General features: G+C 34.3%; 35 protein-coding genes and 1 other annotated feature. All 35 genes read right to left on the reverse strand.

Annotated elements, in window-relative coordinates:
* Positions 1 to 2 precede the first annotated feature (2 nt).
* Positions 3 to 443, reverse strand: coding sequence for a 50S ribosomal protein L15 (gene rplO / locus ACVHXK_RS04565; protein WP_461205185.1), 441 nt, complete (start codon positions 441 to 443; stop codon positions 3 to 5).
* 18 nt (positions 444 to 461) lie between these two features.
* Positions 462 to 647, reverse strand: coding sequence for a 50S ribosomal protein L30 (rpmD, locus tag ACVHXK_RS04570; RefSeq protein WP_461205186.1), 186 nt, complete (start codon positions 645 to 647; stop codon positions 462 to 464).
* 11 nt (positions 648 to 658) lie between these two features.
* Entirely contained in the window at positions 659 to 1,156 is a 498-nt protein-coding gene (rpsE, locus tag ACVHXK_RS04575; protein ID WP_461205187.1) for a 30S ribosomal protein S5, read from the reverse strand.
* A gap of 17 nt (positions 1,157 to 1,173) precedes the next feature.
* Positions 1,174 to 1,533 (reverse strand): 50S ribosomal protein L18, encoded by a 360-nt coding sequence (rplR, locus tag ACVHXK_RS04580; RefSeq protein ID WP_461205188.1) that lies wholly within the window; start codon positions 1,531 to 1,533, stop codon positions 1,174 to 1,176.
* Positions 1,534 to 1,561: 28 nt separating this feature from the next.
* Positions 1,562 to 2,101: a 50S ribosomal protein L6 gene (rplF, locus tag ACVHXK_RS04585; protein WP_461205189.1), complete on the reverse strand. Its 540-nt coding sequence runs from the start codon at positions 2,099 to 2,101 to the stop codon at positions 1,562 to 1,564.
* A gap of 24 nt (positions 2,102 to 2,125) precedes the next feature.
* Complete coding sequence (gene rpsH, locus ACVHXK_RS04590) at positions 2,126 to 2,524, reverse strand: 30S ribosomal protein S8 (protein WP_461205190.1); 399 nt, start codon at positions 2,522 to 2,524, stop codon at positions 2,126 to 2,128.
* A 26-nt stretch (positions 2,525 to 2,550) separates the two neighbouring features.
* Positions 2,551 to 2,736 (reverse strand): type Z 30S ribosomal protein S14, encoded by a 186-nt coding sequence (locus ACVHXK_RS04595; RefSeq protein ID WP_461205191.1) that lies wholly within the window; start codon positions 2,734 to 2,736, stop codon positions 2,551 to 2,553.
* Positions 2,737 to 2,750: 14 nt separating this feature from the next.
* On the reverse strand, positions 2,751 to 3,296 hold the full coding sequence (gene rplE / locus ACVHXK_RS04600) for a 50S ribosomal protein L5 (protein ID WP_461205192.1): 546 nt from the start codon (positions 3,294 to 3,296) through the stop codon (positions 2,751 to 2,753).
* 25 nt (positions 3,297 to 3,321) lie between these two features.
* Positions 3,322 to 3,639: a 50S ribosomal protein L24 gene (gene rplX / locus ACVHXK_RS04605; RefSeq protein WP_461205193.1), complete on the reverse strand. Its 318-nt coding sequence runs from the start codon at positions 3,637 to 3,639 to the stop codon at positions 3,322 to 3,324.
* 15 nt (positions 3,640 to 3,654) lie between these two features.
* Positions 3,655 to 4,029, reverse strand: a complete 375-nt coding sequence (gene rplN / locus ACVHXK_RS04610) for a 50S ribosomal protein L14 (RefSeq protein WP_461205194.1) — start codon at positions 4,027 to 4,029, stop codon at positions 3,655 to 3,657.
* 27 nt (positions 4,030 to 4,056) lie between these two features.
* Positions 4,057 to 4,311 carry a 30S ribosomal protein S17 gene (gene rpsQ / locus ACVHXK_RS04615; protein ID WP_461205195.1) on the reverse strand — a complete coding sequence of 85 codons (255 nt, stop codon included), beginning with the start codon at positions 4,309 to 4,311 and terminating at the stop codon, positions 4,057 to 4,059.
* A gap of 24 nt (positions 4,312 to 4,335) precedes the next feature.
* Positions 4,336 to 4,545, reverse strand: a complete 210-nt coding sequence (rpmC, locus tag ACVHXK_RS04620) for a 50S ribosomal protein L29 (protein ID WP_461205196.1) — start codon at positions 4,543 to 4,545, stop codon at positions 4,336 to 4,338.
* A complete protein-coding gene (rplP, locus tag ACVHXK_RS04625) occupies positions 4,535 to 4,978 on the reverse strand; it encodes a 50S ribosomal protein L16 (RefSeq protein WP_461205197.1) in 444 nt (147 codons plus the stop codon). Before rplP ends, rpmC begins: the two co-directional genes overlap by 11 nt.
* Positions 4,979 to 5,011: 33 nt before the next feature.
* Entirely contained in the window at positions 5,012 to 5,680 is a 669-nt protein-coding gene (gene rpsC, locus ACVHXK_RS04630; protein ID WP_461205198.1) for a 30S ribosomal protein S3, read from the reverse strand.
* Positions 5,681 to 5,694: 14 nt separating this feature from the next.
* Positions 5,695 to 6,030 carry a 50S ribosomal protein L22 gene (rplV, locus tag ACVHXK_RS04635; protein ID WP_461205199.1) on the reverse strand — a complete coding sequence of 112 codons (336 nt, stop codon included), beginning with the start codon at positions 6,028 to 6,030 and terminating at the stop codon, positions 5,695 to 5,697.
* A gap of 19 nt (positions 6,031 to 6,049) precedes the next feature.
* Entirely contained in the window at positions 6,050 to 6,331 is a 282-nt protein-coding gene (gene rpsS, locus ACVHXK_RS04640; protein WP_461205200.1) for a 30S ribosomal protein S19, read from the reverse strand.
* Positions 6,332 to 6,392: 61 nt separating this feature from the next.
* Positions 6,393 to 7,226: a 50S ribosomal protein L2 gene (rplB, locus tag ACVHXK_RS04645; RefSeq protein ID WP_461205201.1), complete on the reverse strand. Its 834-nt coding sequence runs from the start codon at positions 7,224 to 7,226 to the stop codon at positions 6,393 to 6,395.
* A gap of 55 nt (positions 7,227 to 7,281) precedes the next feature.
* A complete protein-coding gene (rplW, locus tag ACVHXK_RS04650; RefSeq protein WP_461205202.1) occupies positions 7,282 to 7,575 on the reverse strand; it encodes a 50S ribosomal protein L23 in 294 nt (97 codons plus the stop codon).
* Positions 7,575 to 8,195, reverse strand: coding sequence for a 50S ribosomal protein L4 (gene rplD, locus ACVHXK_RS04655; RefSeq protein WP_461205203.1), 621 nt, complete (start codon positions 8,193 to 8,195; stop codon positions 7,575 to 7,577). The genes rplW and rplD overlap by 1 nt, the downstream gene beginning before the upstream one ends.
* 26 nt (positions 8,196 to 8,221) lie before the next feature.
* Positions 8,222 to 8,851, reverse strand: a complete 630-nt coding sequence (gene rplC / locus ACVHXK_RS04660) for a 50S ribosomal protein L3 (protein WP_461205204.1) — start codon at positions 8,849 to 8,851, stop codon at positions 8,222 to 8,224.
* 62 nt (positions 8,852 to 8,913) lie between these two features.
* A complete protein-coding gene (gene rpsJ / locus ACVHXK_RS04665; RefSeq protein ID WP_461205205.1) occupies positions 8,914 to 9,222 on the reverse strand; it encodes a 30S ribosomal protein S10 in 309 nt (102 codons plus the stop codon).
* A gap of 469 nt (positions 9,223 to 9,691) precedes the next feature.
* Positions 9,692 to 10,885, reverse strand: a complete 1,194-nt coding sequence (gene tuf / locus ACVHXK_RS04670; RefSeq protein ID WP_461205206.1) for an elongation factor Tu — start codon at positions 10,883 to 10,885, stop codon at positions 9,692 to 9,694.
* A gap of 53 nt (positions 10,886 to 10,938) precedes the next feature.
* Entirely contained in the window at positions 10,939 to 12,999 is a 2,061-nt protein-coding gene (gene fusA, locus ACVHXK_RS04675) for an elongation factor G (RefSeq protein ID WP_461205207.1), read from the reverse strand.
* A gap of 108 nt (positions 13,000 to 13,107) precedes the next feature.
* Positions 13,108 to 13,578 (reverse strand): 30S ribosomal protein S7, encoded by a 471-nt coding sequence (gene rpsG / locus ACVHXK_RS04680; RefSeq protein ID WP_461205208.1) that lies wholly within the window; start codon positions 13,576 to 13,578, stop codon positions 13,108 to 13,110.
* Between the two features lie 120 nt (positions 13,579 to 13,698).
* On the reverse strand, positions 13,699 to 14,076 hold the full coding sequence (rpsL, locus tag ACVHXK_RS04685; protein ID WP_461205209.1) for a 30S ribosomal protein S12: 378 nt from the start codon (positions 14,074 to 14,076) through the stop codon (positions 13,699 to 13,701).
* 47 nt (positions 14,077 to 14,123) lie between these two features.
* The gene (locus ACVHXK_RS04690; protein WP_461205210.1) at positions 14,124 to 14,366 is read right to left on the reverse strand and encodes a ribosomal L7Ae/L30e/S12e/Gadd45 family protein; all 243 of its coding nucleotides are present in this window, start codon (positions 14,364 to 14,366) and stop codon (positions 14,124 to 14,126) included.
* Positions 14,367 to 14,474: 108 nt separating this feature from the next.
* Positions 14,475 to 18,017: a DNA-directed RNA polymerase subunit beta' gene (gene rpoC, locus ACVHXK_RS04695; RefSeq protein ID WP_461205211.1), complete on the reverse strand. Its 3,543-nt coding sequence runs from the start codon at positions 18,015 to 18,017 to the stop codon at positions 14,475 to 14,477.
* Positions 18,018 to 18,037: 20 nt separating this feature from the next.
* The gene (gene rpoB / locus ACVHXK_RS04700; RefSeq protein ID WP_461205212.1) at positions 18,038 to 21,775 is read right to left on the reverse strand and encodes a DNA-directed RNA polymerase subunit beta; all 3,738 of its coding nucleotides are present in this window, start codon (positions 21,773 to 21,775) and stop codon (positions 18,038 to 18,040) included.
* A 272-nt stretch (positions 21,776 to 22,047) separates the two neighbouring features.
* Positions 22,048 to 22,431 (reverse strand): 50S ribosomal protein L7/L12, encoded by a 384-nt coding sequence (gene rplL, locus ACVHXK_RS04705; protein WP_461205213.1) that lies wholly within the window; start codon positions 22,429 to 22,431, stop codon positions 22,048 to 22,050.
* A gap of 33 nt (positions 22,432 to 22,464) precedes the next feature.
* Positions 22,465 to 22,992 (reverse strand): 50S ribosomal protein L10, encoded by a 528-nt coding sequence (rplJ, locus tag ACVHXK_RS04710; protein WP_461205214.1) that lies wholly within the window; start codon positions 22,990 to 22,992, stop codon positions 22,465 to 22,467.
* Between the two features lie 12 nt (positions 22,993 to 23,004).
* Positions 23,005 to 23,141: a sequence feature (ribosomal protein L10 leader region), on the reverse strand.
* 43 nt (positions 23,142 to 23,184) lie between these two features.
* On the reverse strand, positions 23,185 to 23,883 hold the full coding sequence (gene rplA, locus ACVHXK_RS04715; RefSeq protein ID WP_461205215.1) for a 50S ribosomal protein L1: 699 nt from the start codon (positions 23,881 to 23,883) through the stop codon (positions 23,185 to 23,187).
* Positions 23,884 to 23,938: 55 nt separating this feature from the next.
* Positions 23,939 to 24,364 carry a 50S ribosomal protein L11 gene (gene rplK, locus ACVHXK_RS04720; RefSeq protein ID WP_461205216.1) on the reverse strand — a complete coding sequence of 142 codons (426 nt, stop codon included), beginning with the start codon at positions 24,362 to 24,364 and terminating at the stop codon, positions 23,939 to 23,941.
* A gap of 69 nt (positions 24,365 to 24,433) precedes the next feature.
* On the reverse strand, positions 24,434 to 24,955 hold the full coding sequence (gene nusG / locus ACVHXK_RS04725) for a transcription termination/antitermination protein NusG (RefSeq protein ID WP_461205217.1): 522 nt from the start codon (positions 24,953 to 24,955) through the stop codon (positions 24,434 to 24,436).
* Between the two features lie 41 nt (positions 24,956 to 24,996).
* On the reverse strand, positions 24,997 to 25,221 hold the full coding sequence (gene secE, locus ACVHXK_RS04730; protein ID WP_461205218.1) for a preprotein translocase subunit SecE: 225 nt from the start codon (positions 25,219 to 25,221) through the stop codon (positions 24,997 to 24,999).
* A gap of 24 nt (positions 25,222 to 25,245) precedes the next feature.
* The gene (gene rpmG, locus ACVHXK_RS04735) at positions 25,246 to 25,395 is read right to left on the reverse strand and encodes a 50S ribosomal protein L33 (protein WP_461205219.1); all 150 of its coding nucleotides are present in this window, start codon (positions 25,393 to 25,395) and stop codon (positions 25,246 to 25,248) included.
* Positions 25,396 to 25,485: the final 90 nt, after the last annotated feature.

Here is a 25,485-nt window from a genome sequence, read left to right on the forward strand (position 1 = left end):
AATTAAATCACCTCTACTTTTCCTCCAGCAGCCTCGATTTTTTCAACGGCTCCCTTTGTAAATTTAGTAGCTTTAATAGTTAATTTTCTCTCTATTTCTCCGTTACCTAGTATCTTAACACCATCTTTAAGCTTACTTACAACACCAGTTTCTTTTAAAAGTTGTGGTGTAACTTCAGTACCATCTTCAAAGATGTTTAATCTATTTACATTAACTTCAACAAATTGCTTTGCAAAAATGTTAGTGAATCCTCTTTTAGGAAGTCTTCTATATAAAGGCATTTGACCACCCTCAAATCCAGGTCTAACTCCGCCACCTGATCTAGAATTTTGTCCATCTTGACCTTTTCCAGCAGTTTTACCTAAACCTGAACCTGTTCCTCTACCAACTCTTTTTTTAGCTTTTCTTGATCCTGTAGCAGGTTTTAATTCATGAAGTTTCATAAGTCATTTCACCTCCTCTTACTCTTCTACTTCTTCCACTTGTACCATATAGCAAACTTTGTTTATCATTCCTCTTATCTGTGGAGTATCAGTATGAACAACTGATCCGCCTATCTTTCTTAATCCAAGAGCTTTAATTGTCGCTACGTGGTCTTTCTTTCTACCTATAGTACTCTTTGTTTGAGTAACTTTTAGCTTAGCCAAGGTGATCCCTCCTAACCTAATATCTCTTCTATTGATTTTCCTCTTAATTTAGCTATATCTTCTATAGTTCTTAATTCACTTAATCCATTGATTGTTGCACTTACCATATTCTTAGGATTATTTGATCCTAGAGATTTAGCTCTAACATCTTTAACCCCCGCAAGTTCAAGCACTGCTCTAACAGGACCACCTGCGATAACTCCAGTACCTTCTGGTGCTGGCATAATTAATATATCTGATTTGCTAAATTTACCATGTATTCTATGTGGAACTGTATTTTCAACCATAGCAACTGATACTAGGTGTTTTTTAGCATCTTCAATACCTTTTCTTATAGCTTCAGGTATTTCTGCAGCTTTTCCAGTTCCAACTCCAACGTGTCCGTCTTCGTCTCCTACAACTACAAGCGCTGTAAATCTAAAGTTTCTACCGCCTTTAACAACTTTAGCAACTCTGTTTATATAAACAACTTTTTCTTTTAGATTCAGCGTGTTAGGATCTATTCTCATTGTCTTTCCTCCTTCTATTAGAATTGTAGACCAGCTTCTCTAGCACCTTCTGCAAGTTCTTGTATTCTACCGTGATATACGTATCCACCTCTGTCAAATACAACTGTGTCAATCCCTTTTTCTAGTGCTTTTTTAGCAACAGCAGTACCTACAATTTTAGCAGCTGCTTTATTGCTTCCTACTCCTTCAAATCCTTTTTCAACTGAAGAAGCTGCTACTAATGTTGTTCCGTTTACATCATCTATAACTTGTGCATAAATGTTTTTTTCACTTCTATAAACAGCTAGTCTTGGTCTCTCAGGAGTTCCAGTGATTTTCTTACGAACTCTTAAATGACGTTTTTTTCTAGACTTGTTTTTATCAGCTTTCTTAAACAATTGAATCACTCCTTTCTACGAGGCTTTATTACTTACCAGTTTTTCCTTCTTTACGTCTGATATGTTCACCTTGATATCTAATTCCTTTTCCTTTATAAGGTTCAGGTTTTCTCCAAACTCTTATATTAGCAGCTACAGAACCAACCAATTCTTTATCTATACCTTTAACGATAATTTTTGTTGTTTCTGGAACTTCAAACTGAATGCCTTCTACAGCTTTCACTTCTACTGGATGAGAATAACCAAGGCTAAGTCCTAAATCTTTTCCTTTAAGTTGTGCTCTATAACCAACTCCAACTAATTCTAGAACTTTTTCATATCCTTTAGATACTCCTGTAACCATATTGAACAAAAGTGCTCTTGTTAATCCGTGTAACGCTCTATGTTCTTTTACATCACTAGGTCTCTTAATTAGAACTTCTTTTTCATTTAATTCTATTATCATATCTTCATGCATTTTCTTTACAAGTTGGCCTTTAGGCCCTTTAACTGTAACAACGTTGTCTGGTGTTACATCAACTGTTACACCAGCAGGTATTTCTATTGGAAGTCTACCTACTCTTGACATTCTTACACCTCCTATTCGTCTTAATTACCATACGTAACAGATAACTTCTCCACCTAATGTAAGGTTTCTTGCTTCTTTATCTGTAACAATACCTTTTGAAGTAGATATCACTGCAATTCCTAGTCCATTTAATACGTGTGGTATATTATCCTTTTTGCAGTAAACTCTTAGTCCAGGTTTTGAAATTCTTTTAAGCCCTGTAATTACTCTATCATTCTCGCTTGTATATTTCATTGTAAGTCTTAACATACTTACAGATCCATCTTGATACTCTTGTATGTTTTTGATATATCCTTCTTTTAAAAGAATGTCTGCGATTGCCTTTTTAACGTTCGAAGACGGTAATTCAACAACCTCATGTTTCACAACATTTGCATTTCTGATACGAGTTAGCATATCCGCGATAGGGTCAGTCATAACCATTTATTGTGCCTCCTTTCAACTCTATATTACCAACTTGCTTTTCTACAGCCTGGTATTTCACCTTTATAAGCTAGATTTCTAAAGCAAATTCTGCATATTCCATATTTTTTAAGTACAGAGTGTGGTCTTCCACAAATTCTGCATCTAGTATAAGCTCTTGTCTTATATTTTGGTTCTTTACTCCATTTTTCAATCATTGCTTTACGAGCCACTTAACATTCCCTCCTTATTTCTGAGCAAACGGCATTCCAAGGTATCTTAATAATTCTCTTGCCTCTTCATCAGTTTGAGCAGTAGTTACAAAAATAACGTCCATACCTCTAACTTTATCCACCTTATCATATTCTATCTCAGGGAATATGATTTGCTCTTTTAAACCTAATGCATAGTTTCCTCTTCCGTCAAAAGCTTTTGCAGAAACTCCTCTGAAGTCTCTAACTCTTGGAAGGGCAACGTTCATTAATCTATCAGCAAATTCATACATTTTTACTTTTCTCAATGTAACTTTCATTCCAATTGGCATACCTTCTCTTAACTTGAAGTTAGCAACTGATTTTTTTGCTCTAGTTAATATTGGTTTTTGACCTGCAATGATTATTAAATCATTCATAGCAGTTTCAAGTACTTTTGAATTATCTTTAGCTTCGCCTACACCCATATTAATAACTATTTTTTCTAGCTTAGGCACTTGCATAATGTTTTTATATTCAAACTTCTCCATTAAAGCTGGAACTACTTCTTTTTCGTACTTTTCTTGTAGTCTTGATATCATCTAGCATCCTCCTTTCAACAAAAGTTTATAGAATTTCGCCGCACTTTTTACATACTCTAACTTTTGTACCGTCTTCTAGCAATTTCTTGCTAATTCTTGTTGCACTTTTACATTTATTACAATATAACATAACTTTTGAACTATTAATCGCAGCCTCTTGTTTAACAATTCCACCTTGCATATTATCCTTGCTAGGCTTAACATGCTTTGTTACTATACTAACTCCTTCTACAAGCACTTTACTTGCATTTGGATATACTTTTAAGACTTTGCCAGTTTTCCCAGAATCTTTTCCAGAAACAACTATAACAGTGTCATCTTTTTTTACGTGAATCTTAGCCAATGCAGCCACCTCCCTCTAAAGAACTTCTGGTGCCAATGATAATATTTTATTGAATTCTTTATCTTTTTCTCTTAATTCTCTAGCTATTGGCCCAAAGATACGAGTACCTCTTGGTTGTTTATCTGGTTTTATGATAACAGCTGCGTTATCATCAAACTTTATATATGAACCATCTTTTCTTCTTACGCCTCTTTTGGATCTAACGATAACAGCTTTAATTACTTCACCTTTCTTAACAACTCCGCCTGGTGTTGCACTTTTAACTGAAGCAACTATTGTATCTCCGATGTTACCATACTTTCGCTTAGATCCACCTAAAACTCTAATACACATAATTTCTTTAGCGCCTGAATTATCTGCAACTCTTAAACGAGTTTGTGGTTGAATCATTCAAATGACCTCCTTCCAATCATATAACTATTTAGCTTTCTCAAGTACTTTTACAAGTCTCCATCTTTTATCTTTAGATATAGGTCTTGTTTCCATAATTTGAACAATGTCGTTGATACCAGCTTCGTTGTTTTCATCATGAGCCTTATATTTTTTTGATTTATTCATTGTTTTTCCATATAATGGATGTCTAACCTTATCTTCAACAAGAACAACTACAGACTTTTCCATTTTATCTGAAACAACTTTTCCAATTCTAACTTTTCTGTTTCCTCTCTCCACAGGTAAACCTCCTTCCGCATACTACTATTGATTAATCTTTAACTCTTGTTCACGTAGTATTGTTTTTACTTGTGCTATAGATACTTTAACTTGTTTAATTCTCATTGGATTTTCCAATTGACCGGTAGCAAGTTGAAATCTTAAGTTAAATAACTCAGCTTTCAAATCATTCATTTTAACTTGAAGCTCTTGAGGTGAACTTTGTCTTAATTCTTTTACTTCATTAGTTCTCATTTGCTTCACCACCCATTTCTTCAAAGTCTTTTCTTGTAACAAACTTCGTCTTCATAGGAAGTTTGTGTTGCGCAAGTCTCATTGCTTCTCTTGCTACTTCTTCAGGAACTCCAGACAATTCAAATAACACTCTGCCTGGTTTAACAACAGCCACCCAGTATTCTGGTGAACCTTTACCAGAACCCATACGAGTTTCTGCTGGTTTTTTTGTTACTGGTTTATCAGGGAAAATTTTTATCCAAAGTTTTCCCCCTCTTTTGATATATCTATTTATTGCTATTCTGGCAGCTTCTATTTGGTTACTTGTAACCCATGCTGGCTCCATAGCTTGAATAGCATAATCACCGTAAGCTATAAAGTTACCTCTAGTAGCTTTACCCTTCATTCTACCACGTGATACTTTACGACGTTTAACTCTTTTTGGCATTAACATAGCTAGTAGTTCCTCCTTCCCTTTGGCTAATAACTATTGGTTCACTTGTTCTTTAACTACTTTTCTAGTTGGAAGAACTTCTCCGTTATATACCCAAACTTTTACACCTATTTTACCGTAAGTAGTATTTGCTTCTGCAAATCCATAATCAATATCTGCTCTTAAAGTTTGCAGAGGTATTGTACCTTCATTGTAAGATTCAGTTCTTGCTATTTCAGCTCCACCAATTCTTCCAGCACAAGCAGTTTTAACACCTAGTGCTCCTGCTCTCATTCCTCTTTGTATAGTTTGTTTCATAGCTCTTCTAAAAGAAATTCTTTTTTCTAATTGTTGGGCTATACTTTCAGCCATTAATTGAGCGTTAGCTTCTGGCTTTTTAACTTCTACTATGTTGATAATAACATTTTTATCTTTAACAACATTTGTAGATATTTTTTGTTTTAATTCTTCTATCCCTTTTCCACCTTTACCAATTACCATACCAGGTTTAGCAGTGTGGATATTAAGCTTAATTCTCTTTGGTGTTCTTTCTATTTCAATTTTAGAAATACCAGCAGCATAAGAATTTTTCTTTACGAATTTTCTAATTCTGTTGTCTTCTACAAGATTGTCTGCAAATTTGTCTTTGTTAGCGTACCATTTTGCATCCCAACCTTTAATAACTCCAACTCTCAAGCCGTGCGGATGTACTTTTTGTCCCACTATATTTACCTCCTTTATGCTCTTTCTTTAACTACTACTGTTATGTGACTTGATCTCTTCAATATCTGATATGCTCTGCCTTGCGCACGAGGTCTCCATCTTTTTAGTGTAGGTCCTTGGTTAGCATATGCTTCACTAACATACAACTTACTTAGATCAAGATTAGCATTATTTTCTGCATTAGCTACAGCTGATTTCAAAACCTTACCCACTTCAACAGCAGCTGTTTTTGGAGTGTATTTCAATATAGCAATAGCTTCACTTGCACTTTTTCCTCTAATTAACTCAAGAACAACCCCAACTTTTCTTGAAGACATTCTCACGTATTTAGCTGTTGCTCTAGCTTCCATATATGGTCCTCCTTCCTTGCTATCTTACTTTTGATTTTTTCTCTGATTTTACGTGTCCTTTAAAAGTTCTTGTCAAAACGAATTCGCCTAATTTGTGTCCAACCATATCTTCTGTTATATAAACCGGAAGATGTCTTCTTCCATCATGTACTGCAATTGTATGCCCTAACATTTGTGGAAAAATAGTTGAGCTTCTTGACCAACTTTTAATAACTTTCTTTTCTTTGTTCGCATTCATAGCTTCAATCTTTTTCATTAAAGACTCCGCAACGTAAGGTCCTTTTTTAAGTGATCTACCCACTAGTTAGTCCTCCTTTCAATACTTTTGTATTTTTTATAAATACTTAAGCTTGTTATCTTAATTATTTCTTATTTCTCTTTTTGACAATCATCTTGTCAGAATATTTTTTATTCTTTCTAGTCTTGTATCCAAGTGCAGGTTTACCCCATGGTGTAACAGGACCTGGACGACCTATTGGAGATTTACCTTCACCACCACCATGTGGGTGATCGTTAGGGTTCATTACAGAACCTCTGACTGTTGGTCTGAAACCCATATGTCTAGTTCTTCCAGCTTTACCAATTTTGATAATGTCATTTGTTAAGTTTGATACAGTTCCTATTGTAGCTCTACATTCAAGTCTAACATATCTCATTTCTCCACTTGGTAATCTTAAAGTAGCATAACTTCCTTCTTTAGCCATAAGCTGTGCTGAAGTACCTGCCGCTCTTACTAACTGTCCACCTTTACCAGCTTGTAACTCTATATTATGAATTACTGTACCTACTGGTATATTCTTGATTGGTAATGCATTACCAATTTTAATGTCTGCATCTGGACCTGATACTATCTCAGTACCAACTGTTAATCCTACTGGTGCTAGTATGTATCTCTTTTCTCCATCTGCGTATGATAAAAGTGCAATGTATGCTGTTCTATTTGGGTCATACTCTATAGTAGCAACTTTTGCTGGCACTCCATCTTTATTTCTTTTGAAATCAATAATTCTATATTTCCTCTTAGCACCGCCGCCTCTGTGACGTACAGTGATTTTACCTTGTGAGTTTCTACCTGCTTTACTCTTTAGTGCAACTAACAAGGATTTTTCTGGCTTATCTGTTGTTATTTCTTCGAACGTAGCCATCGTCATATTTCTTCTAGATGGTGTAGTCGGTCTAAACTTTTTAACTGCCATTTTAAATTCCCTCCTTCGTCAAGCTTTTCTGGCACACAACCAATATCTGCTCTTATTACATTCCTTCGAAGAATTCGATAGATTTGCTGTCCGCTGTTAATTTAACTATTGCTTTTTTATAATCAGCTTTCTTACCTATATGAACTCCAACTCTTTTCATTTTTCCTTGTGTTCTAACTGTGTTGACTTTATCAACTTTAACTTCAAATATCTCTTCTACAGCTTTTTTAACCTGGTCTTTTCTAGCATGGATATCAACGATAAAGGTGTATTTCTTGTCAGCCATGTCATTCATAGACTTTTCAGTTATAACTGGTCTTCTAATAATATCGTAATTAGAAAATTTCATTATGCATACACCTCCTCAATTTTTTCAATCGCTTCTTTAGTTACGATTAGATTTTCACACTTTAAAATATCATAAACATTTATGTTGTTTACTGGTATTATATCTGCACCTTGAATGTTTCTTACAGATTTATAAACATTCTCGTTTGATTCAGCAACAACTATTAAAGGTTTTTTCACTTTTAACGCCTCTATCATAGCTATCATTTCTTTAGTCTTTGGAATTTCAACTGTTAATTCATCTAATACTACCATTAAGTTATCTGCAACTTTGCTAGATAACACTGACTTCATAGCTGTCCTTCTCATTGACTTTGGAGTTACTGTTCTGTAACTTCTTGGTTTTGGTGCAAATACAATTCCACCATGTATCCATTGTGGTGCTCTTGTAGAACCTTGTCTTGCTCTACCAGTTCCTTTTTGTCTCCAAGGCTTCTTTCCACCTCCAGAAACTTCAGATCTAGTTTTAGTTGATTGATTTCCTTGTCTTTTATTTGCTAATTGAGCAACTACCACTTGATGTACAGCGTGTTCTTTTATTTCAGCTGCAAATACAGTTTCATTTAACTCAACTTCACCAACTTTACTTCCTTGTTTGTTTAGTAAATCTAATACTGGCATCGTATGTCCTCCTTTCTAAAGAATCTCTAAGCTTTTACAGAATCTCTTATAACAACGTAACCTCTTTTAGGTCCAGGTATTCCGCCTTTAATTAGAATTAAGTTCTTTTCAGGCATAACTTTAACTACTTCTAAATTTAATACAGTTGTATTTCTTGCGCCCATATGTCCTGGCATTCTTTTGTTCTTAAATGTTCTTGATGGATCAGATGCAGCACCTGCTGATCCTACTACTCTGTGAGATTTCGAACCGTGAGACATAGGTCCTCTTTGCATATTCCATCTTTTAATTGTTCCTTGGAAGCCTTTTCCCTTAGATACTCCAGAAACATCAATTTTATCTCCAGCTACAAAAACATCAGCTTTAATTTCACTGCCTATTTCATAAGAATCAACTTCATCGAATTTGAATTCTTTAATGATTCTTTTAGGTGAAACGCCTGCTTTGTCAAATTGACCTTTAACTGGTTTAGTAACTAACTTTTCTCTAATATCTTCGTATCCTACTTTAACTGAGTTATATCCATCGTTATCTACTGATTTTTTCTGGATAATTGAGCAAGGACCTGCTGACACTACAGTAACAGGTACTACTTTACCTTCTTCAGTAAATATTTGAGTCATACCTAGTTTTCTACCTATGATTGCTTTTTTCAATGTTGCACCTCCCTATTTATTAGCGGACCATAATTATGATCATAACAAACATTTTACATTAATTATAGTTTGATTTCTATATCTACCCCTGCAGGTAAATCAAGTCTCATCAATGCATCTACAGTCTTTGGTGAAGGACTTAAGATATCGATAAGTCTTTTGTGTGTTCTGATTTCAAACTGTTCCCTAGAATCTTTATATTTGTGTGTAGCTCTTAAGATTGTAATAACATCTTTTTCAGTTGGTAACGGTACTGGACCAGCAACTTTCGCTCCAGTGTTTTTAGCAGTTTCTACAATTTTTTCAGCTGAACGATCTAAAATATTATGATCAAACGCCTTTAATCTAATTCTGATTTTTTGACTTGCCATTGATTATTCCCTCCTTTTCGTACTCTTCTAAAATATCTAATTCGGTACTCATGTAAACTCAACCGGGTGTTTCTTATTTAAAACACACCAACATCTTGTTTGTACCGATCGCTTGATTTAAAATCAAACTTGCTCAACAAGAATTACCGGGTAATCCCGCAACCTCTTGTATCTACGCCATTCCATATCACAACTCTTATATTGTAATACATTTTAACTTTCATTGCAAGAGAAATTTATTTTTTTTTTAATAATTTATAATTGTTTCATTTTAATAAAAAAAGCTATATATAATTCTATTTTTAATCCATAATTAAAATGAGATTTCTTTAGTAAACAACTCTTAAAAATACATGTTCAATTTCCTATTCAAATTACTTTTCTTTTCACACTTCACACTATTACAATGTAACTTAAATCCATAAAAAAAGACCAGGCAACCGCCTAGTCTTTATTTATTATTTCAATATTATTCTATAATAGTAGTAACAACACCAGAACCTACAGTTCTTCCACCTTCTCTGATGGCAAATCTTAAGTTATCTTCCATTGCTACTGGCATTATTAATTCTACTGTCATATCAATATGGTCACCAGGCATTACCATTTCTACGCCTTCTGGTAAGTTGATTGATCCTGTTACGTCTGTTGTTCTGAAGTAAAATTGTGGTCTGTATCCGTTAAAAAATGGTGTGTGTCTTCCACCTTCTTCTTTTTTAAGTACATATACTTGACCTACAAATTTCTTGTGTGGTGTTACTGTTCCTGGCTTAGAAATTACTTGGCCTCTTTCTATGTCAGCTCTTTGTACTCCTCTTAATAATGCTCCGATGTTATCTCCTGCCATTGCTTCATCTAACATCTTTCTGAACATTTCTACTCCAGTACATGTAGTTTTTCTTGTTTCTTCATGAATTCCTACGATTTCTACTTCGTCTCCTACGTGCAACACGCCTCTTTCTAATCTTCCTGTTGCAACTGTTCCTCTACCTGTAATTGTGAATACATCCTCTACTGGCATTAAGAATGGTTGGTCTGTAGCTCTTTCTGGTGTTGGTATGAATTCATCTACTGCATCCATTAATTGTCCTATGCATTTAGTTTTTTCTGGATTATCTAAGTTTTCTATTACTTCTAAAGCTGATCCAGTTATTACTGGGCATTCATCTCCATCAAATCCATATTCACTTAGTAATTCCCTTACTTCCATTTCTACTAACTCAAGTAATTCTTCATCATCTACTTGGTCTGATTTGTTCAAGAATACTACTATGTGGTTAACACCTACTCTTGATGCCAATAGTATGTGTTCTCTTGTTTGTGGCATTGGACCATCTGCTGCTGATACAACTAAGATAGCTCCATCCATTTGTGCTGCTCCTGTAATCATGTTCTTTACATAATCAGCGTGTCCAGGACAATCAACATGCGCATAGTGTCTTGCATCTGTTTCGTACTCTACGTGTGCTGTATTGATTGTAATTCCTCTTTCTTTTTCTTCTGGTGCTTTGTCAATTTGATCGTATTTTTGTGCTGTTGCTTTTCCATCTTTTGCAAGCACCAATGTGATTGCCGCTGTTAATGTTGTCTTACCATGGTCAACGTGACCTATTGTTCCGATGTTTACATGTGGTTTTGTTCTTTCAAACTTTGCTCTTGCCATAATAATATCCTCCTAACTTTCCTATAAAGTTTATTTTTTATTTTATTAATATTTTATTTTTCTTTTAATACTTTTTCTTGAATACTCTTTGGAACTTCTTCATAATTTGCAAATTCCATTGAATAAACTCCTCTTCCTTGAGTTCTTGATCTTAATGTTGTAGCATAACCAAACATTTCAGATAAAGGTACATAAGATTTAATTACTTGAGCTCCTGATTGTGCTTCCATTCCTTCAATTCTACCTCTTCTTGAATTAATGTCTCCTATAACGTCACCCATATATTCTTCTGGAACAACTACTTCAACTTTCATAACAGGCTCTAATAAAACTGGGTCAGCTTTTGCCATACCATTTTTAAATGCCATAGAACCTGCAACTTTGAAGGCCATTTCAGATGAATCGACATCATGGTAAGAACCATCAAAACATTTAACTTTAAAGTTTATAACCGGATATCCTCCAATTATACCACTTTGACATGCTTGTTTTATTCCATTATCAACAGCTGGAACATATTCTCTTGGAATAGATCCACCAACAGTCGCATTTTCAAACTCATATTCACCTACATGAGGTATAAGTTCAATCCAACAGTGTCCATATTGTCCACGTCCACCAGATTGTCTTACAAACTTACCTTCAGCTGTAACTTGTTTTCTAATACTTTCTTTGTATGCAACTTGTGGCTTACCAACATTACATTCAACTTTAAATTCTCTTTGTAATCTATCAACGATGATTTCTAAGTGAAGCTCACCCATACCTTCAATGATAGTTTGACCTGTATCTTGGTCTGTGAAAGTTCTAAATGTTGGATCCTCTTCAGCAAGTTTAGCTAAAGCGATACCCATCTTTTCTTGACCAGCTTTTGTTTTTGGCTCAATAGCAACAGAAATAACCGGCTCTGGGAAATCCATACTCTCTAATATTACTTGGTTATCTGAATCACACAAAGTATCTCCAGTAGTTGTATTTTTAAGACCTATAATAGCTCCTAACTCACCAGCATAAAGTTCTTCTACTTCTTCTCTGTGATTAGAGTGCATTTTAACAAGTCTTCCAATTCTCTCTTTCTTACCTTTAGTAGAGTTTACTACATAACTACCACTTTTCATAATACCAGAGTAAATTCTTGTAAATGCAAGTTTACCAACAAATGGGTCAGTAGCAATTTTAAATGCTAGCGCTGCCATTGGTTGATCATCATCAGCTATTCTTTCTGTTTCTTCACCATCAAGAGTTACCCCTTTAATTGCTGGTATATCGAGTGGTGATGGCATATAGTCAACAACAGCATCAAGTAATTGTTGAACCCCTTTATTCTTGTAAGCTGTTCCACATAATACAGGTACTACGTGGTTTGCTATAGTTGCAGCTCTTAAAGCAACTTTTAATTCTTCTTGTGTTATTTCTTCACCTTCAAGGTATTTCATCATTAATTCTTCATCATTCTCTACAATAGCCTCTACCATAGCTGCTCTATATTCTTCAGCTTGGTCAACTAAGTCAGCAGGAATTTCAGTTTCATGATACTCTGTTCCTAATTTATCATCAAAAAGTATTGCTTTATTTGTAATCAAATCAACATGTCCTTGATAATAATCTTCTTTACCGATAGGTATTGCTATTGGTACTGCATTAGCTTTCAATCTTTCTCTCATCATTCCAACAGCTCTGAAGAAATCAGCGCCTATAATGTCCATTTTGTTAACGAAAGCCATTCTAGGTACTCCGTACTTGTCTGCCTGTCTCCAAACTGTTTCAGATTGAGGTTCAACCCCACCCTTAGCACAGAAAACTGCAACTGATCCATCAAGAACTCTAAGCGATCTTTCAACCTCCACTGTAAAGTCTACGTGTCCAGGTGTATCTATAATGTTTATTTGATGATCTTTCCAAATACATGTTGTTGCTGCAGAAGTAATTGTAATACCTCTTTCTTGTTCTTGAACCATCCAGTCCATAGTTGCTGCACCTTCATGAACTTCACCTATTTTGTGAGTCAATCCAGTATAATATAATACACGCTCAGTAGTAGTAGTTTTACCTGCATCAATATGAGCCATTATACCAATATTACGAAATCTTTTCAAAGGTTCTCTTCTTGCCACTTAAATTTCCTCCTCTCGTTTTAACTTACGATATTATGTGTTTTCCTATAGAATTTTCAATCGGAGAAAACTGTTTTGGATAACCAAAACAGTTTTATTTTAAATATATTAGTATCTATAGTGAGCAAAAGCTTTATTAGCCTCAGCCATTTTATGAACATCTTCTCTCTTTTTAACAGCAGATCCAGTATTATTAGCCGCATCCATTAACTCTCCAGCTAATCTAAGTCTCATATACTTATCGCCTCTTTTTTGAGCTGCTATTGTTATCCATCTAATTCCTAAAGTCTGTCTTCTTTCAGTTCTAACCTCAATAGGTACTTGATAGTTTGCACCACCAATTCTTCTAGATTTAACTTCTAGAACTGGCATTACATTGTTCATAGCCTCTTCAAATACTTCCATTGCATCTTTACCAGTTTTCTCAGCCATTATTTCAAATGCATCATAAACAATTTTTTGAGCTAAACCTTTTTTTCCATCTTGCATTATCTGATTTATCAACTTAGAAACAACTTTACTGTTGAATTTAGGATCAGGTAATACTTCTCTTTTAGGTGTTTTTCCTTTTCTTGGCACTTTTCTTCCCTCCTTAACTATTACATTTAAATCACAGGTACTCGGCTTTCGCCGCAAAATGCTCTCTTCTGCAGTTCTTATCTATATAAAATGCCGAAGAAATAGCATTTATTCCTCTAATTATTTTTTCTTTGGTCTCTTTGCACCGTATTTAGATCTTGCTTGCATTCTGTTAGCAACACCCGCACAGTCTAGAGCTCCTCTTACTATGTGGTATCTTACACCGGGAAGGTCTTTTACCCTTCCTCCTCTGATTAAAACAACACTATGTTCTTGTAGGTTGTGTCCTTCTCCACCTATATAGGCACTTACTTCAAAACCGTTTGTTAATCTAACTCTTGCTACTTTTCTTAATGCAGAGTTCGGTTTTTTAGGAGTAGTAGTTTTAACAACTGTACACACTCCTCTTTTTTGAGGACTTTGTTTTAATGCAGGAGAAGCTGATTTAGTAGGTATGCTTTTCCTTCCTTTTCTTACCAATTGGTTAATTGTTGGCATTTTTGCACCTCCTTAATATAAACTATATATAGAAATATAATTTCTTACTATTTTTTTAGTATGCAGGCTACAGCTGCGCCAATATCAATTCCACACAAGCTTCCTAATTCATCCTTTGTGCATACCTTATAGATACTAATATTCATTTTGTCTGCTAAATTAGTTATAGGCTCAGTAATATGTATATCTGCATCTTCAGCGATATACACTTCAGCGACATTGTCTTCACTCAACGCTTTTAGGCCTTGCTTATATCCAACAACTTTTTTGCCTTCAAGGCGTTTTATCACTGTATTTCCCTCCTCAACATAAATACATTAGAGACAAAACTCTTGCTTTGTCTCTAACATAAGCACACAAACGTTATTTTAACATTATACTATTCTAATGTCAATTAATTAAAATTGCAAATCTAAACTTTCTTCCATTTCTAAATCCGTTTGTTTATTTTCAGTATTAAGTTTAACAGATCTGTATTTCATCATACCTGTACCCGCTGGTATAAGTTTACCAATTAAAACATTTTCTTTCAATCCAATCAATCCATCGACTTTACCTTTAATAGCGGCATCAGTCAAAACTCTAGTAGTTTCTTGGAAAGAAGCAGCAGATAAGAAAGAATCTGTAGCTAAAGAAGCTTTCGTTATTCCCAAAAGAACAACTTTACCATCTGCAGGCTCAAGATTGTTTTCTATAGCCTCTTCATTTTGCCTATTGAAATCGAATATATCAACCAATGTTCCTGGAAGCATTTTTGTGTCACCACAATCTTCAATTTTAATTTTCCTTGTCATCTGTCTTACTACAACTTCAAGATGCTTATCATTTATATCAACACCTTGTAATCTATAAACTTTCTGCACTTCTGATAATAAATAATTTTTAACTTCTTGTGCTCCTTTAATCCGCAATAGATCATGAGGATTAATTGAACCGTGAGTTATTTCACCACCAGCTTTTATTGTTGCTCCATCTTGAACAGATAATTTACTACCAAATGGAATTTCATAAATTCTCTCTTCTCCATCTCCTGTAATTACATGCACAATTTTCTTTCTTTTTGATTCTTCTATCTTTACTAAACCATCAACCTCTGAAATAATTGCCAAACCTTTTGGTTTTCTAGCTTCAAATAATTCTTCAACCCTTGGAAGACCCTGAGTAATATCTGCTCCAGCAACTCCTCCTGTATGGAAGGTTCTCATTGTAAGTTGAGTACCAGGTTCACCAATTGACTGTGCTGCGATTATGCCTACAGCTTCTCCCATATTTATTTTTCTAGCTGTCGCCATATTCATGCCATAACATTTAGCACAAACACCAAATTTTGCTTTACAAGTAAATACAGATCTAATATTAACTGTTTCTACACCAGCATCATCAATTTTATGGGCTAATTGAGATTCTATATAACTTCCACTTTTAGCTAATACTTCACCTGTTTTTGGATGTAATATATCTTCTGCAATGTATCTTCCTGTTAATCGTTCACTAAGAGGTTCTATTACCTCTTTACCTACTTTAATAGCTGAAACTTCATACCCTTCCTCTGTACCGCAGTCTTCTTCTCTAACAATTACATCTTGACTAACATCAACAAGCCTTCTTGTTAAATATCCAGAGTCAGCTGTTTTTAATGCTGTATCTGCGTTACCTTTTCTAGCTCCATGTGTAGAGATAAAGTACTCCAATACGTCTAATCCTTCTCTAAAAGAAGATTTAATAGGAATTTCCAATATTTTACCTGACGGACTAGCCATAAGACCCCTCATACCCGCAAGTTGCTTAATTTGAGATCTCGACCCTCTGGCTCCCGAATCAGCCATCATAAATATAGGATTAAACCTATCCAAGGTATCCATAAGAGCATCAGCAACTTTGTCAGTTGTATCAGTCCAATTCTCTATTACTCTCTCATATCTTTCATCATCAGAAATAAAGCCTCTTCTATATAATTTTTGGATTTTTTCTATTTCTTGTTCAGTTTTCTCCAAAAGAGCTTTTTTCTCCTTTGGAACTGTCATATCAGAAACCGATATTGTTATAGCTCCAATTGATGAATAGTGAAATCCTTTTGCTTTAATGTTATCTAGCATAATCGATGTTTCTGTAGGTCCATATCTATCATAACATTTATTTATAATTATTCCCAAATTCTTCTTGCTTACCAAAAAATCTATTTCTAACGAAAATAAATTTTCTTCCTTGCTTCTATCAACAAAGCCCAAATCTTGTGGTATAGATTCATTAAATATTATCTTACCTGGTGTAGCATCAATTATGCCTTGTCTTAACTCTCCATCTATTTCTTTTTCTACTCTAACCTTAATTTTAGCGTGTATACTTACAGCTCCAACTTGATATGCCATCAACACTTCTTGTGGATTAGAAAATATTTTTCCTTCTCCATTTTCTCCATCTTTATCAAGTGTTAAATAATAGGATCCCAAAACCATATCCTGAGTTGGAATACAAACTGGCTTTCCATCTGAAGGTTTAAGTATATTATTTGCTGCTAGCATTAAAAATCTAGCTTCTGCTTGAGCCTCAACTGACAAAGGAACGTGAACAGCCATTTGGTCACCATCAAAGTCAGCATTATACGCAGTACATACCAATGGATGTAATTTTATTGCCTTACCTTCAACAAGAATAGGTTGGAATGCTTGAATCCCTAGCCTATGAAGTGTCGGTGCACGATTTAATAATACAGGATGGTCTTCAATTACTTTTTCTAGTACATCCCATACTTGTTCATTAAATCTTTCAACCATTCTCTTTGCACTTTTAATATTATGTGTTATACCTTTTTCAACTAGTTCTTTCATAACAAATGGTTTAAATAATTCAAGAGCCATCTTCTTTGGTAATCCACATTGATACATTTTCAAGTCAGGACCAACTACGATAACTGAACGTCCTGAGTAGTCAACACGCTTACCAAGTAAGTTTTGTCTGAATCTACCTTGTTTACCCTTAAGCATATCTGAAAGTGATTTTAGAGGTCTATTTCCCGGTCCTGTAACAGGTCTTCCCCTTCTTCCATTGTCGATCAATGCATCTACAGCTTCTTGAAGCATTCTTTTTTCATTCCGAACTATAATGTCTGGAGCTCCAAGATCTAGTAGTTTTTTTAATCTATTATTTCTATTAATTACTCTTCTATATAAATCATTCAAATCAGATGTAGCAAATCTTCCCCCATCAAGTTGAACCATCGGTCTCAAATCTGGTGGAATTACTGGTATAACATCAATAATCATCCATTGAGGTTTATTAGTAGATTGTCTAAAAGATTCAACTACTTCAAGCCTTCTTATTAATCTTACTTTTTTCTGACCTGTACTTGTTTTATAACTCTCTCTTAATTCTACTGCCATTTTTTCTAAATCAATGTCTTGAAGCAATTTTTTCACTGCTTCTGCACCCATTTCAGCATCAAAACTGCCATAACCATACTTATCAATATTATCCCTATACTCTTTCTCACTCAATAATTGTTTTTTAAGCAATGGTGTTTCCTTAGGGTCTAATACAATATAAGATGCAAAGTATAGTACCTTTTCTAAAGATCTTGGTGACATATCCATCAAAAGACCCATTCGTGAAGGAATACCTTTAAAGTACCATATATGAGATACTGGTGCAGCCAATTCAATATGACCCATTCTTTCACGTCTAACTTTTGATTTTGTAACTTCAACTCCACATCTGTCACAAACTATTCCTTTATATCTTACCCTTTTATATTTACCACAATGACATTCCCAATCTTTAATCGGTCCAAAAATCTTCTCACAAAACAAACCATCCCTTTCAGGTTTAAGTGTTCTGTAGTTAATTGTTTCTGGCTTTTTGACTTCTCCTCTAGACCATTCTCTTATCTCTTCCGGAGAAGCAAGGCCTATTTGCATTGCATCAAAATTATTTAATTCTATCAAGGGTACAGCCTCCCTCCAAATTAGTGTTCATCATTAAAATCTTCAAGATTAAATTGATCTTCAAAATCATCAAGCTTCAAATCATCTAGGTTAAGTTTCAAGTCAACTTCCTCGTCTTTTTCTTCCTCTTCTTCATCTTCATTTTCAGAATCTTTTACAACATCAATTTCCGGTATTATAGCAGCTTTTGCTTTGCCATCTTCTTGACCTTCTATATTGATATCGAGATTAACTAAATCATCATCCGTTTCCTTAATTTCAAGTTCCTCGTTATCATCAGATAATACCTTTACATCAAGACATAGTGATTGGAGTTCTTTAATCAATACTTTAAATGACTCAGGTATACCCGGTTCAGGAATATTCTCCCCTTTAACTATTGATTCATATGTTTTAACCCTTCCTACAACATCATCTGACTTAACAGTCAAAATTTCTTGTAGAGTATGCGCTGCTCCATATGCTTCTAAAGCCCAAACTTCCATCTCACCAAATCTTTGCCCACCAAATTGAGCTTTTCCACCCAACGGTTGCTGTGTAACTAATGAATAAGGTCCTGTTGATCTCGCATGAATTTTATCATCAACCAAATGGTGTAATTTTAAAATATACATATATCCTACAGTAACTCTATTATCAAAGGGTTCTCCAGTTCTTCCATCATAAAGGACAGTTTTTCCATCCTTGTTATAACCAGCTTTAACAAGCAATTCAACTATCTCTGGTTCTAAAGCCCCATCAAATACTGGTGTGGCAATATGCCAACCTAGTTCGCTAGCAGCCCATCCTAAATGGACTTCAAGAACCTGCCCAATATTCATACGAGAAGGTACTCCTAAAGGATTTAAGCATATTTGTAACGGTCTACCATCAGGTAAAAACGGCATATCTTCTTCTGGTAAAATTCTAGAAATTACACCTTTATTACCATGTCTTCCAGCCATTTTGTCTCCAACTGAAATTTTTCTCTTTTGAGCTATATAACATCTTACTAATTCATTAACTCCAGGTGGTAGTTCATCTCCATTCTCTCTTCTGAAAATTTTAACGTCTACTATAATTCCTGACTGTCCATGAGGTGCTCTTAACGAAGTATCCCTTACTTCTCTTGCCTTTTCACCAAATATAGCTCTCAAAAGTCTTTCTTCGGCTGTAAGCTCAGTTTCTCCTTTAGGAGTTACTTTTCCTACAAGAATATCTCCAGAACTTATTTCTGCACCTGGTCTTATTATTCCATTTTCATCTATATTCTTAAGTGCATCTTCCCCTACATTAGGAATATCTCTTGTAATTTCTTCCGGCCCAAGTTTAGTATCTCTAGCTTCTGCCTCATACTCTTCTATGTGTACAGATGTAAATACATCCTCTTTAACCAATTGTTCAGATACAAGCATAGCATCCTCATAATTGTAACCTTCCCAAGTAATAAAGCCCATTCTAATATTCTTACCAAGAGCAATTTCGCCTAACTCAGTTGAAGGTCCATCAGCAAGTACATCGCCTTTTTTAACTATTTCATTTTTATTAACTATAGGTTTTTGATTTATACATGTACCTTGGTTTGATCTTTTAAATTTAAGTAATTTGTATTTATCAATGCCATTATCTTTATCTCTTCTAATTCTAATTTCATCTCCACTAACATAAACTACAGTACCTGCATTTTCTGCTTTCGGTAAAACTCCTGAATCAGCAGCTGCTTGATACTCAATTCCAGTTCCTACAACCGGCGAACTAGCCTTCAATAGCGGAACTGCCTGTCGTTGCATGTTCGCTCCCATAAGAGCACGTGAAGCATCATCATTTTCTAAGAAAGGTATCATTGCTGTAGCAACAGAAACAATTTGTCTTGGAGATACATCCATCAAATCAACCTTGTTTTTACTAACAACTAAGATATCTTCTAAATGTCTTACTGTTATATTGTCATCTACAAAATTGCCTTCATCATCTAATGGTTCTTTAGCTTGTGCTACTAGATAGTTATCCTCTTCATCTGCTGTCATATATACCATCTTGCTTGTAACTCTACCAGCTTTTTTATCTACTAACCTATATGGTGTTTCAATAAACCCATATTCATTTACTCTAGCATAAGAAGCCAATGAGTTAATCAATCCTATGTTAGGTCCCTCTGGTGTCTCTATAGGACACATTCTTCCATAGTGAGAGTGATGAACGTCACGAACATCAAATCCAGCTCTTTCTCTTGATAATCCACCTGGTCCTAAGGCTGATAACCTTCTCTTATTTGCAAGTTCAGACAACGGATTAGTTTGATCCATAAATTGCGAAAGTTGAGAACTTCCAAAAAACTCTTTTATAGCTGAAGTAACAGGTCTTATATTTATTAAGTTTTGAGGAGTAACAGCTTCTTGGTCTTGAATAGTCATTCTTTCCTTAACTACCCTTTCCATCCTTGATAATCCTATTCTAAATTGGTTTTGAAGTAATTCTCCTACAGATCTCAACCTTCTGTTACCCAAATGGTCTATGTCGTCAACATAACCTACATTATATGCTAAATTCAATTCATAACTTATAGTTGCTATCATATCATCTTTAACAATGTGTTTTGGTATTAATTCGTGTATTCTCTTTTTAATTTCTTCTTTAATCGCTTCTTCTCCACTGCAATTATTTAATATTTCTTTAAGTACAGGGTAGAATACTTTTTCTCTTATGTGAAGCCCATCTATGTCAAAATCAACAAAATCTTCTATGTCAACAAAATTATTTCCTATAACTACTATTTCAACATCTTCTACTTGAATAATAACTGAATTAATTCCAGCCTTAGTTATATCTTCTGCTTTTTCTCTATCAATGATTTCTCCAGCATTTACAAGTATCTCTCCTGTATCAGGATGTATTACATCTTCCTTTGCTGTCTTATTGAGTATCCTATGGAATATAGATAGTTTTTTATTAAATTTATATCTACCTACTCTAGACAAATCATATCTTTTTGCATCAAAGAACAACGAATTTATTAAAGATAAAGCACTGTCAACTGTAGGTGGTTCACCCGGTCTTAATCTCTTATAAATTTCTATTAACGCTTCTTCTTTAGTTTTTGTATTATCTTTTTCTATACTTGCTTTCAATCTTTTCTCTTCACCAAATAAATCAATAAGCTCAATATCGCTTCCTGTTTCCATTATAGCTCTTGCTAATGTGGTAATAGGTAATTTTCTTGTTTTATCAATTCTTACGTAAATTATACCATTAGAATCCGTTTCATACTCAAGCCAAGCTCCTCTATTAGGTATAACTGTAGCAGAAAATAGTTTCACTCCATTTTTATCTACAGTATAGTTATAATAAGAACCAGGAGATCTTACTAATTGGCTCACAATAACCCTCTCTGCACCATTAATTATAAAAGTACCTTGAGGTGTCATCAATGGAAATTCTCCCATAAATACTTCTTGCTCTTTAACTTCACCAGTCTCTTTGTTTAGTAATCTAACTTTAACTTTCAACGGCGCTGAATATGTAGTATCTCTTTCCTTACATTCCTCAATCGAATACTTACTATTATCTTTTTCAAGTATATGATCTACGAATTCCAGTACCAAGTTACCTGTGTAATCTTGAATAGAATTAATGTCATCAAAAACTTCAATTAACCCCTCTTCCCAAAACCACTTGTAAGAATTCAATTGAATTTCAATCAAATTAGGAATAGGGCACACTTCTTTTACTTTGGAAAAACTCATTCTTGTACGCTTACCATTTTGAATAGGATGTACCATTAAATTTTCACCCCTCATTAAAAAGTAACAAAAATTAATCACGAATCATTAATACTAAAATTTTATACTAGTATTAAATTTGTCATTCTAATATTATGCCCAATTTTACCTATAAAATTCAACTAATGTTAAATTTTATAAATTAAATTGCCACGTTTATGCAATTTATTATGATACCATAACATATTAATGTTGTCAATATTTTTTTATCATAATTTAAAAAAAAGGCACGCAAAGTGCTCGTGCCTTTTTATATAAAAATTTCTTTTTATTTATTTTATTTCAACTGAAGCCCCTGCTTCTTCTAACTTAGCTTTCATTTCTTCAGCAGCTTCTTTTGCTACAGCTTCTTTAACATTTTTTGGAGCACCGTCAACTAATTCTTTTGCTTCTTTTAATCCTAAACCAGTAAGTTCTCTTACTGCTTTAATTACTTTAATTTTTTGAGAACCTGCACCAGTTAATACTACGTCAAATTCAGTTTTTTCTTCAGCAACAGCAGCTCCTGCTCCTGCAGCAGGCATTGCAGCCATAGCCATAGGTGCTTGTGCACTTACACCAAATTCTTCTTCTAAAGCTTTTACTAACTCAGATAATTCTAATACTGTAAGACTCTTAACTTCTTCGATTAAATTCATAACTTTTTCACTTGCCATTTTTTTCATTCCTCCAATTAATTAATCATAATTTTATGCTTCTTGTTTTTCCTTGATTGCATTTAATGCGCAAACTAAATTTCTCATGTTTCCTTGAAGTACATTTACAAATCCTGAAATCGGAGCATTTAAGCCACCAAGAACTTGTGCGATAAGTACTTCTCTTGATGGTAATGATGCAAGACTCTTAACGCCATCTTCATCTATCACTTTACCATCTACAAGACCAGCTTTTAATTCTAGCTTCTTATGTTCTTTAGCAAATTCACTAAGAAGTTTTGCCGGTGCAACAGGATCTTCATATCCAAAGGCTATAGATATCGGTCCTACTAGATAATCATCTAATCCTTTTATTCCTAATTCATTACAAGCTAATCTAACAAGTTTATTTTTATAAACTTTATATTCAACGCCAGCTTCTCTACTTATTTTTCTAAGTTGTGTATCTTCCTCAACGTTTAATCCTTGATAGTCTGCAAGAATAAATGATTGTGCTTTTTCTAGCTTTTCTCTGATTTCTTGAACCTTTGCTTCTTTTAACTGCCTGTTATTGCTAGCCACTACGCCACCTCCTTACCTATAAATAAAGCCTCTTCGTAGACGTACGAAGAGGCATAATATTCTTAATTAAGAACTATTATCTCCTCGGCAGGTAGGATATACCGTTATGCTTTCGCACCCACTATCTACGGAAACTTCTTATTCAGTTTAAAACCTAGTTAATTATATCAGTTCTTTTTCTTAATGTCAAGATTAATCTAACACTTTTGTTGGGTTTATTTTAATTCCTGGACCCATTGTGCTTGAAAGTGATACAGATTTAATATATTGACCCTTAGCTGCAGATGGTTTAGCTTTAACTATAGCTTCCATTAAAGCTGCATAGTTTTGAGCTAACTTCTCTTCATCAAAAGATTTTTTTCCAATTGGAGCGTGAATAATAGCAGTTTTATCAACTCTATATTCAACCTTACCAGCTTTAATCTCTGCAATAGCTTTAGCAACATCAAAAGTAACTGTACCTGATTTTGGGTTTGGCATTAATCCTTTTGGTCCAAGAACTCTACCTAATCTACCAACTACACCCATCATATCCGGAGTAGCAACTACAACGTCAAATTCAAACCAATTTTCCTTTTGAATTTTTTGAAGATATTCATCTGCCCCTACATAGTCTGCCCCTGCTTCTTGAGCTTCCTTTACTTTATCGCCTTTTGCAAATACTAAAACCCTTACTGTTTTACCAGTTCCATTAGGTAATACAACTGCACCTCTAACCTGTTGGTCAGCGTGTCTTGGGTCAACACCCAATCTTGCATGCAATTCAATTGTTTCATCAAATTTAGCTCTAGCAGTTTTTAAAACTAATTCTACAGCTTCTTTTGGTGTGTATAAAACATTTTTATCTACTAATTTTGAACTTTCTTGATAATTCTTGCCTCTTTTTGCCATATTCTTTTCCTCCTTGTGGTTTTTACGGTTTTTACCTCCCACTAAATTACATGAATTACTCTTCTACAGTAACTCCCATACTTCTAGCAGTTCCTGCTATCATACTCATAGCAGTTTCTAATGAACCTGCATTTAAGTCAGGCATTTTAACTGTTGCAATTTCTTTTAATTGATCCTTAGTTAACTTACCAACCTTTGTTCTGTTAGGCTCACCTGAACCGCTCTTTAATCCAATAGCTTTTTTGATTAAAACAGCTGCTGGTGGAGTTTTTAGAATAAAGCTAAAAGTTCTATCCTTGTATACTGAGATAATTACTGGAATAGTCATACCTGCTTGATTTGCAGTTTTAGCATTGTATTCTTTACAGAATTGCATAATATTTACACCGTGTTGTCCTAAAGCTGGACCTACAGGTGGTGCTGGAGTTGCCTTCCCAGCTGGAAGTTGAAGTTTAATAACTCCTACTGCTTCTTTTGCCATAATTATACCTCCTATGTGGTAATACGGGTTTACCCCTCCCACTTATCGAGACTATAGTCTCAAAGTAGGTTATCTGATTTTTTCAATCTGATTATATTCAAGTTCAACAGGGGTTTCCCTGCCAAACATGTTAACAAATGCTTTTATTTTTCTTTTCTCAACATTAATTTCTTTAATAACTGCTTCGAAGTTTTCCAAAGGGCCACCGATAACTTTAATTATCTCGCCAACTTCAACATCTATTTCAACTTGTTTTTCGCTTATACCCATATTTCTAATTTCATCTTCAGTTAATGGCACAGGTTTCGAACCAGGACCAACAAATCCTGTACAGCCTCTAGTATTTCTAACAACATACCATGTATCATCATTCATAACCATTTTTATAAAAACATAACCTGGAAACAACTTCTTCATAGTAACTTTTTGCTTGCCATCTTTAACTTCTATATGTTCTTCCATAGGGACTTGAATATCAGGAATCAAATCATGAAGTCCTCTGTTTTCTATTACTTTTTCAATATTAACTTTTACTTTATTTTCATACCCAGAATAGGTATGCACTACAAACCATTTTGCTCTTTCAGTCATATAATCAGGGGTGAATTGTGCTCAACCCTACCTCCCTTTCTTTATTGAAATATCACTCTAAATAAAGTGCTCAACATGAAGTCCATTATTCCTATAATAATAGCACTAACGACACAAAAAACTAAAACAATTGTAGTGGATTTCTTTATTTCTTCCTTTGATGGCCATGTAATTCTTTTTGTCTCTGCTTTTAAGTCTCTTAGAAATCCAAATATATTTAATGATGAGCTTTTTTTATTCTTACCAATGTTCTCACTTGCAGCCATCTTTTCACATCCTTAAAATTATTATTATTTAGTTTCCTTGTGTAATGTGTGCTTGTGGCAGAATTTGCAATACTTATTCATTTCTATTCTTTCAGGGTTATTTTTTTTATTTTTCATAGTATTGTAATTTCTTTGTTTACATTCTGTACATGCTAATGTAACTTTTACTCTCACTATATCCACCTCCTGCTATTGCATACACACATAGCGCGTCTGCATACTAAAATTAATCAACAAAAATAAACGTTACTCAAAAAATTTAAC

The sequence above is a fragment of the Clostridium sp. DL1XJH146 genome, from assembly GCF_054819755.1.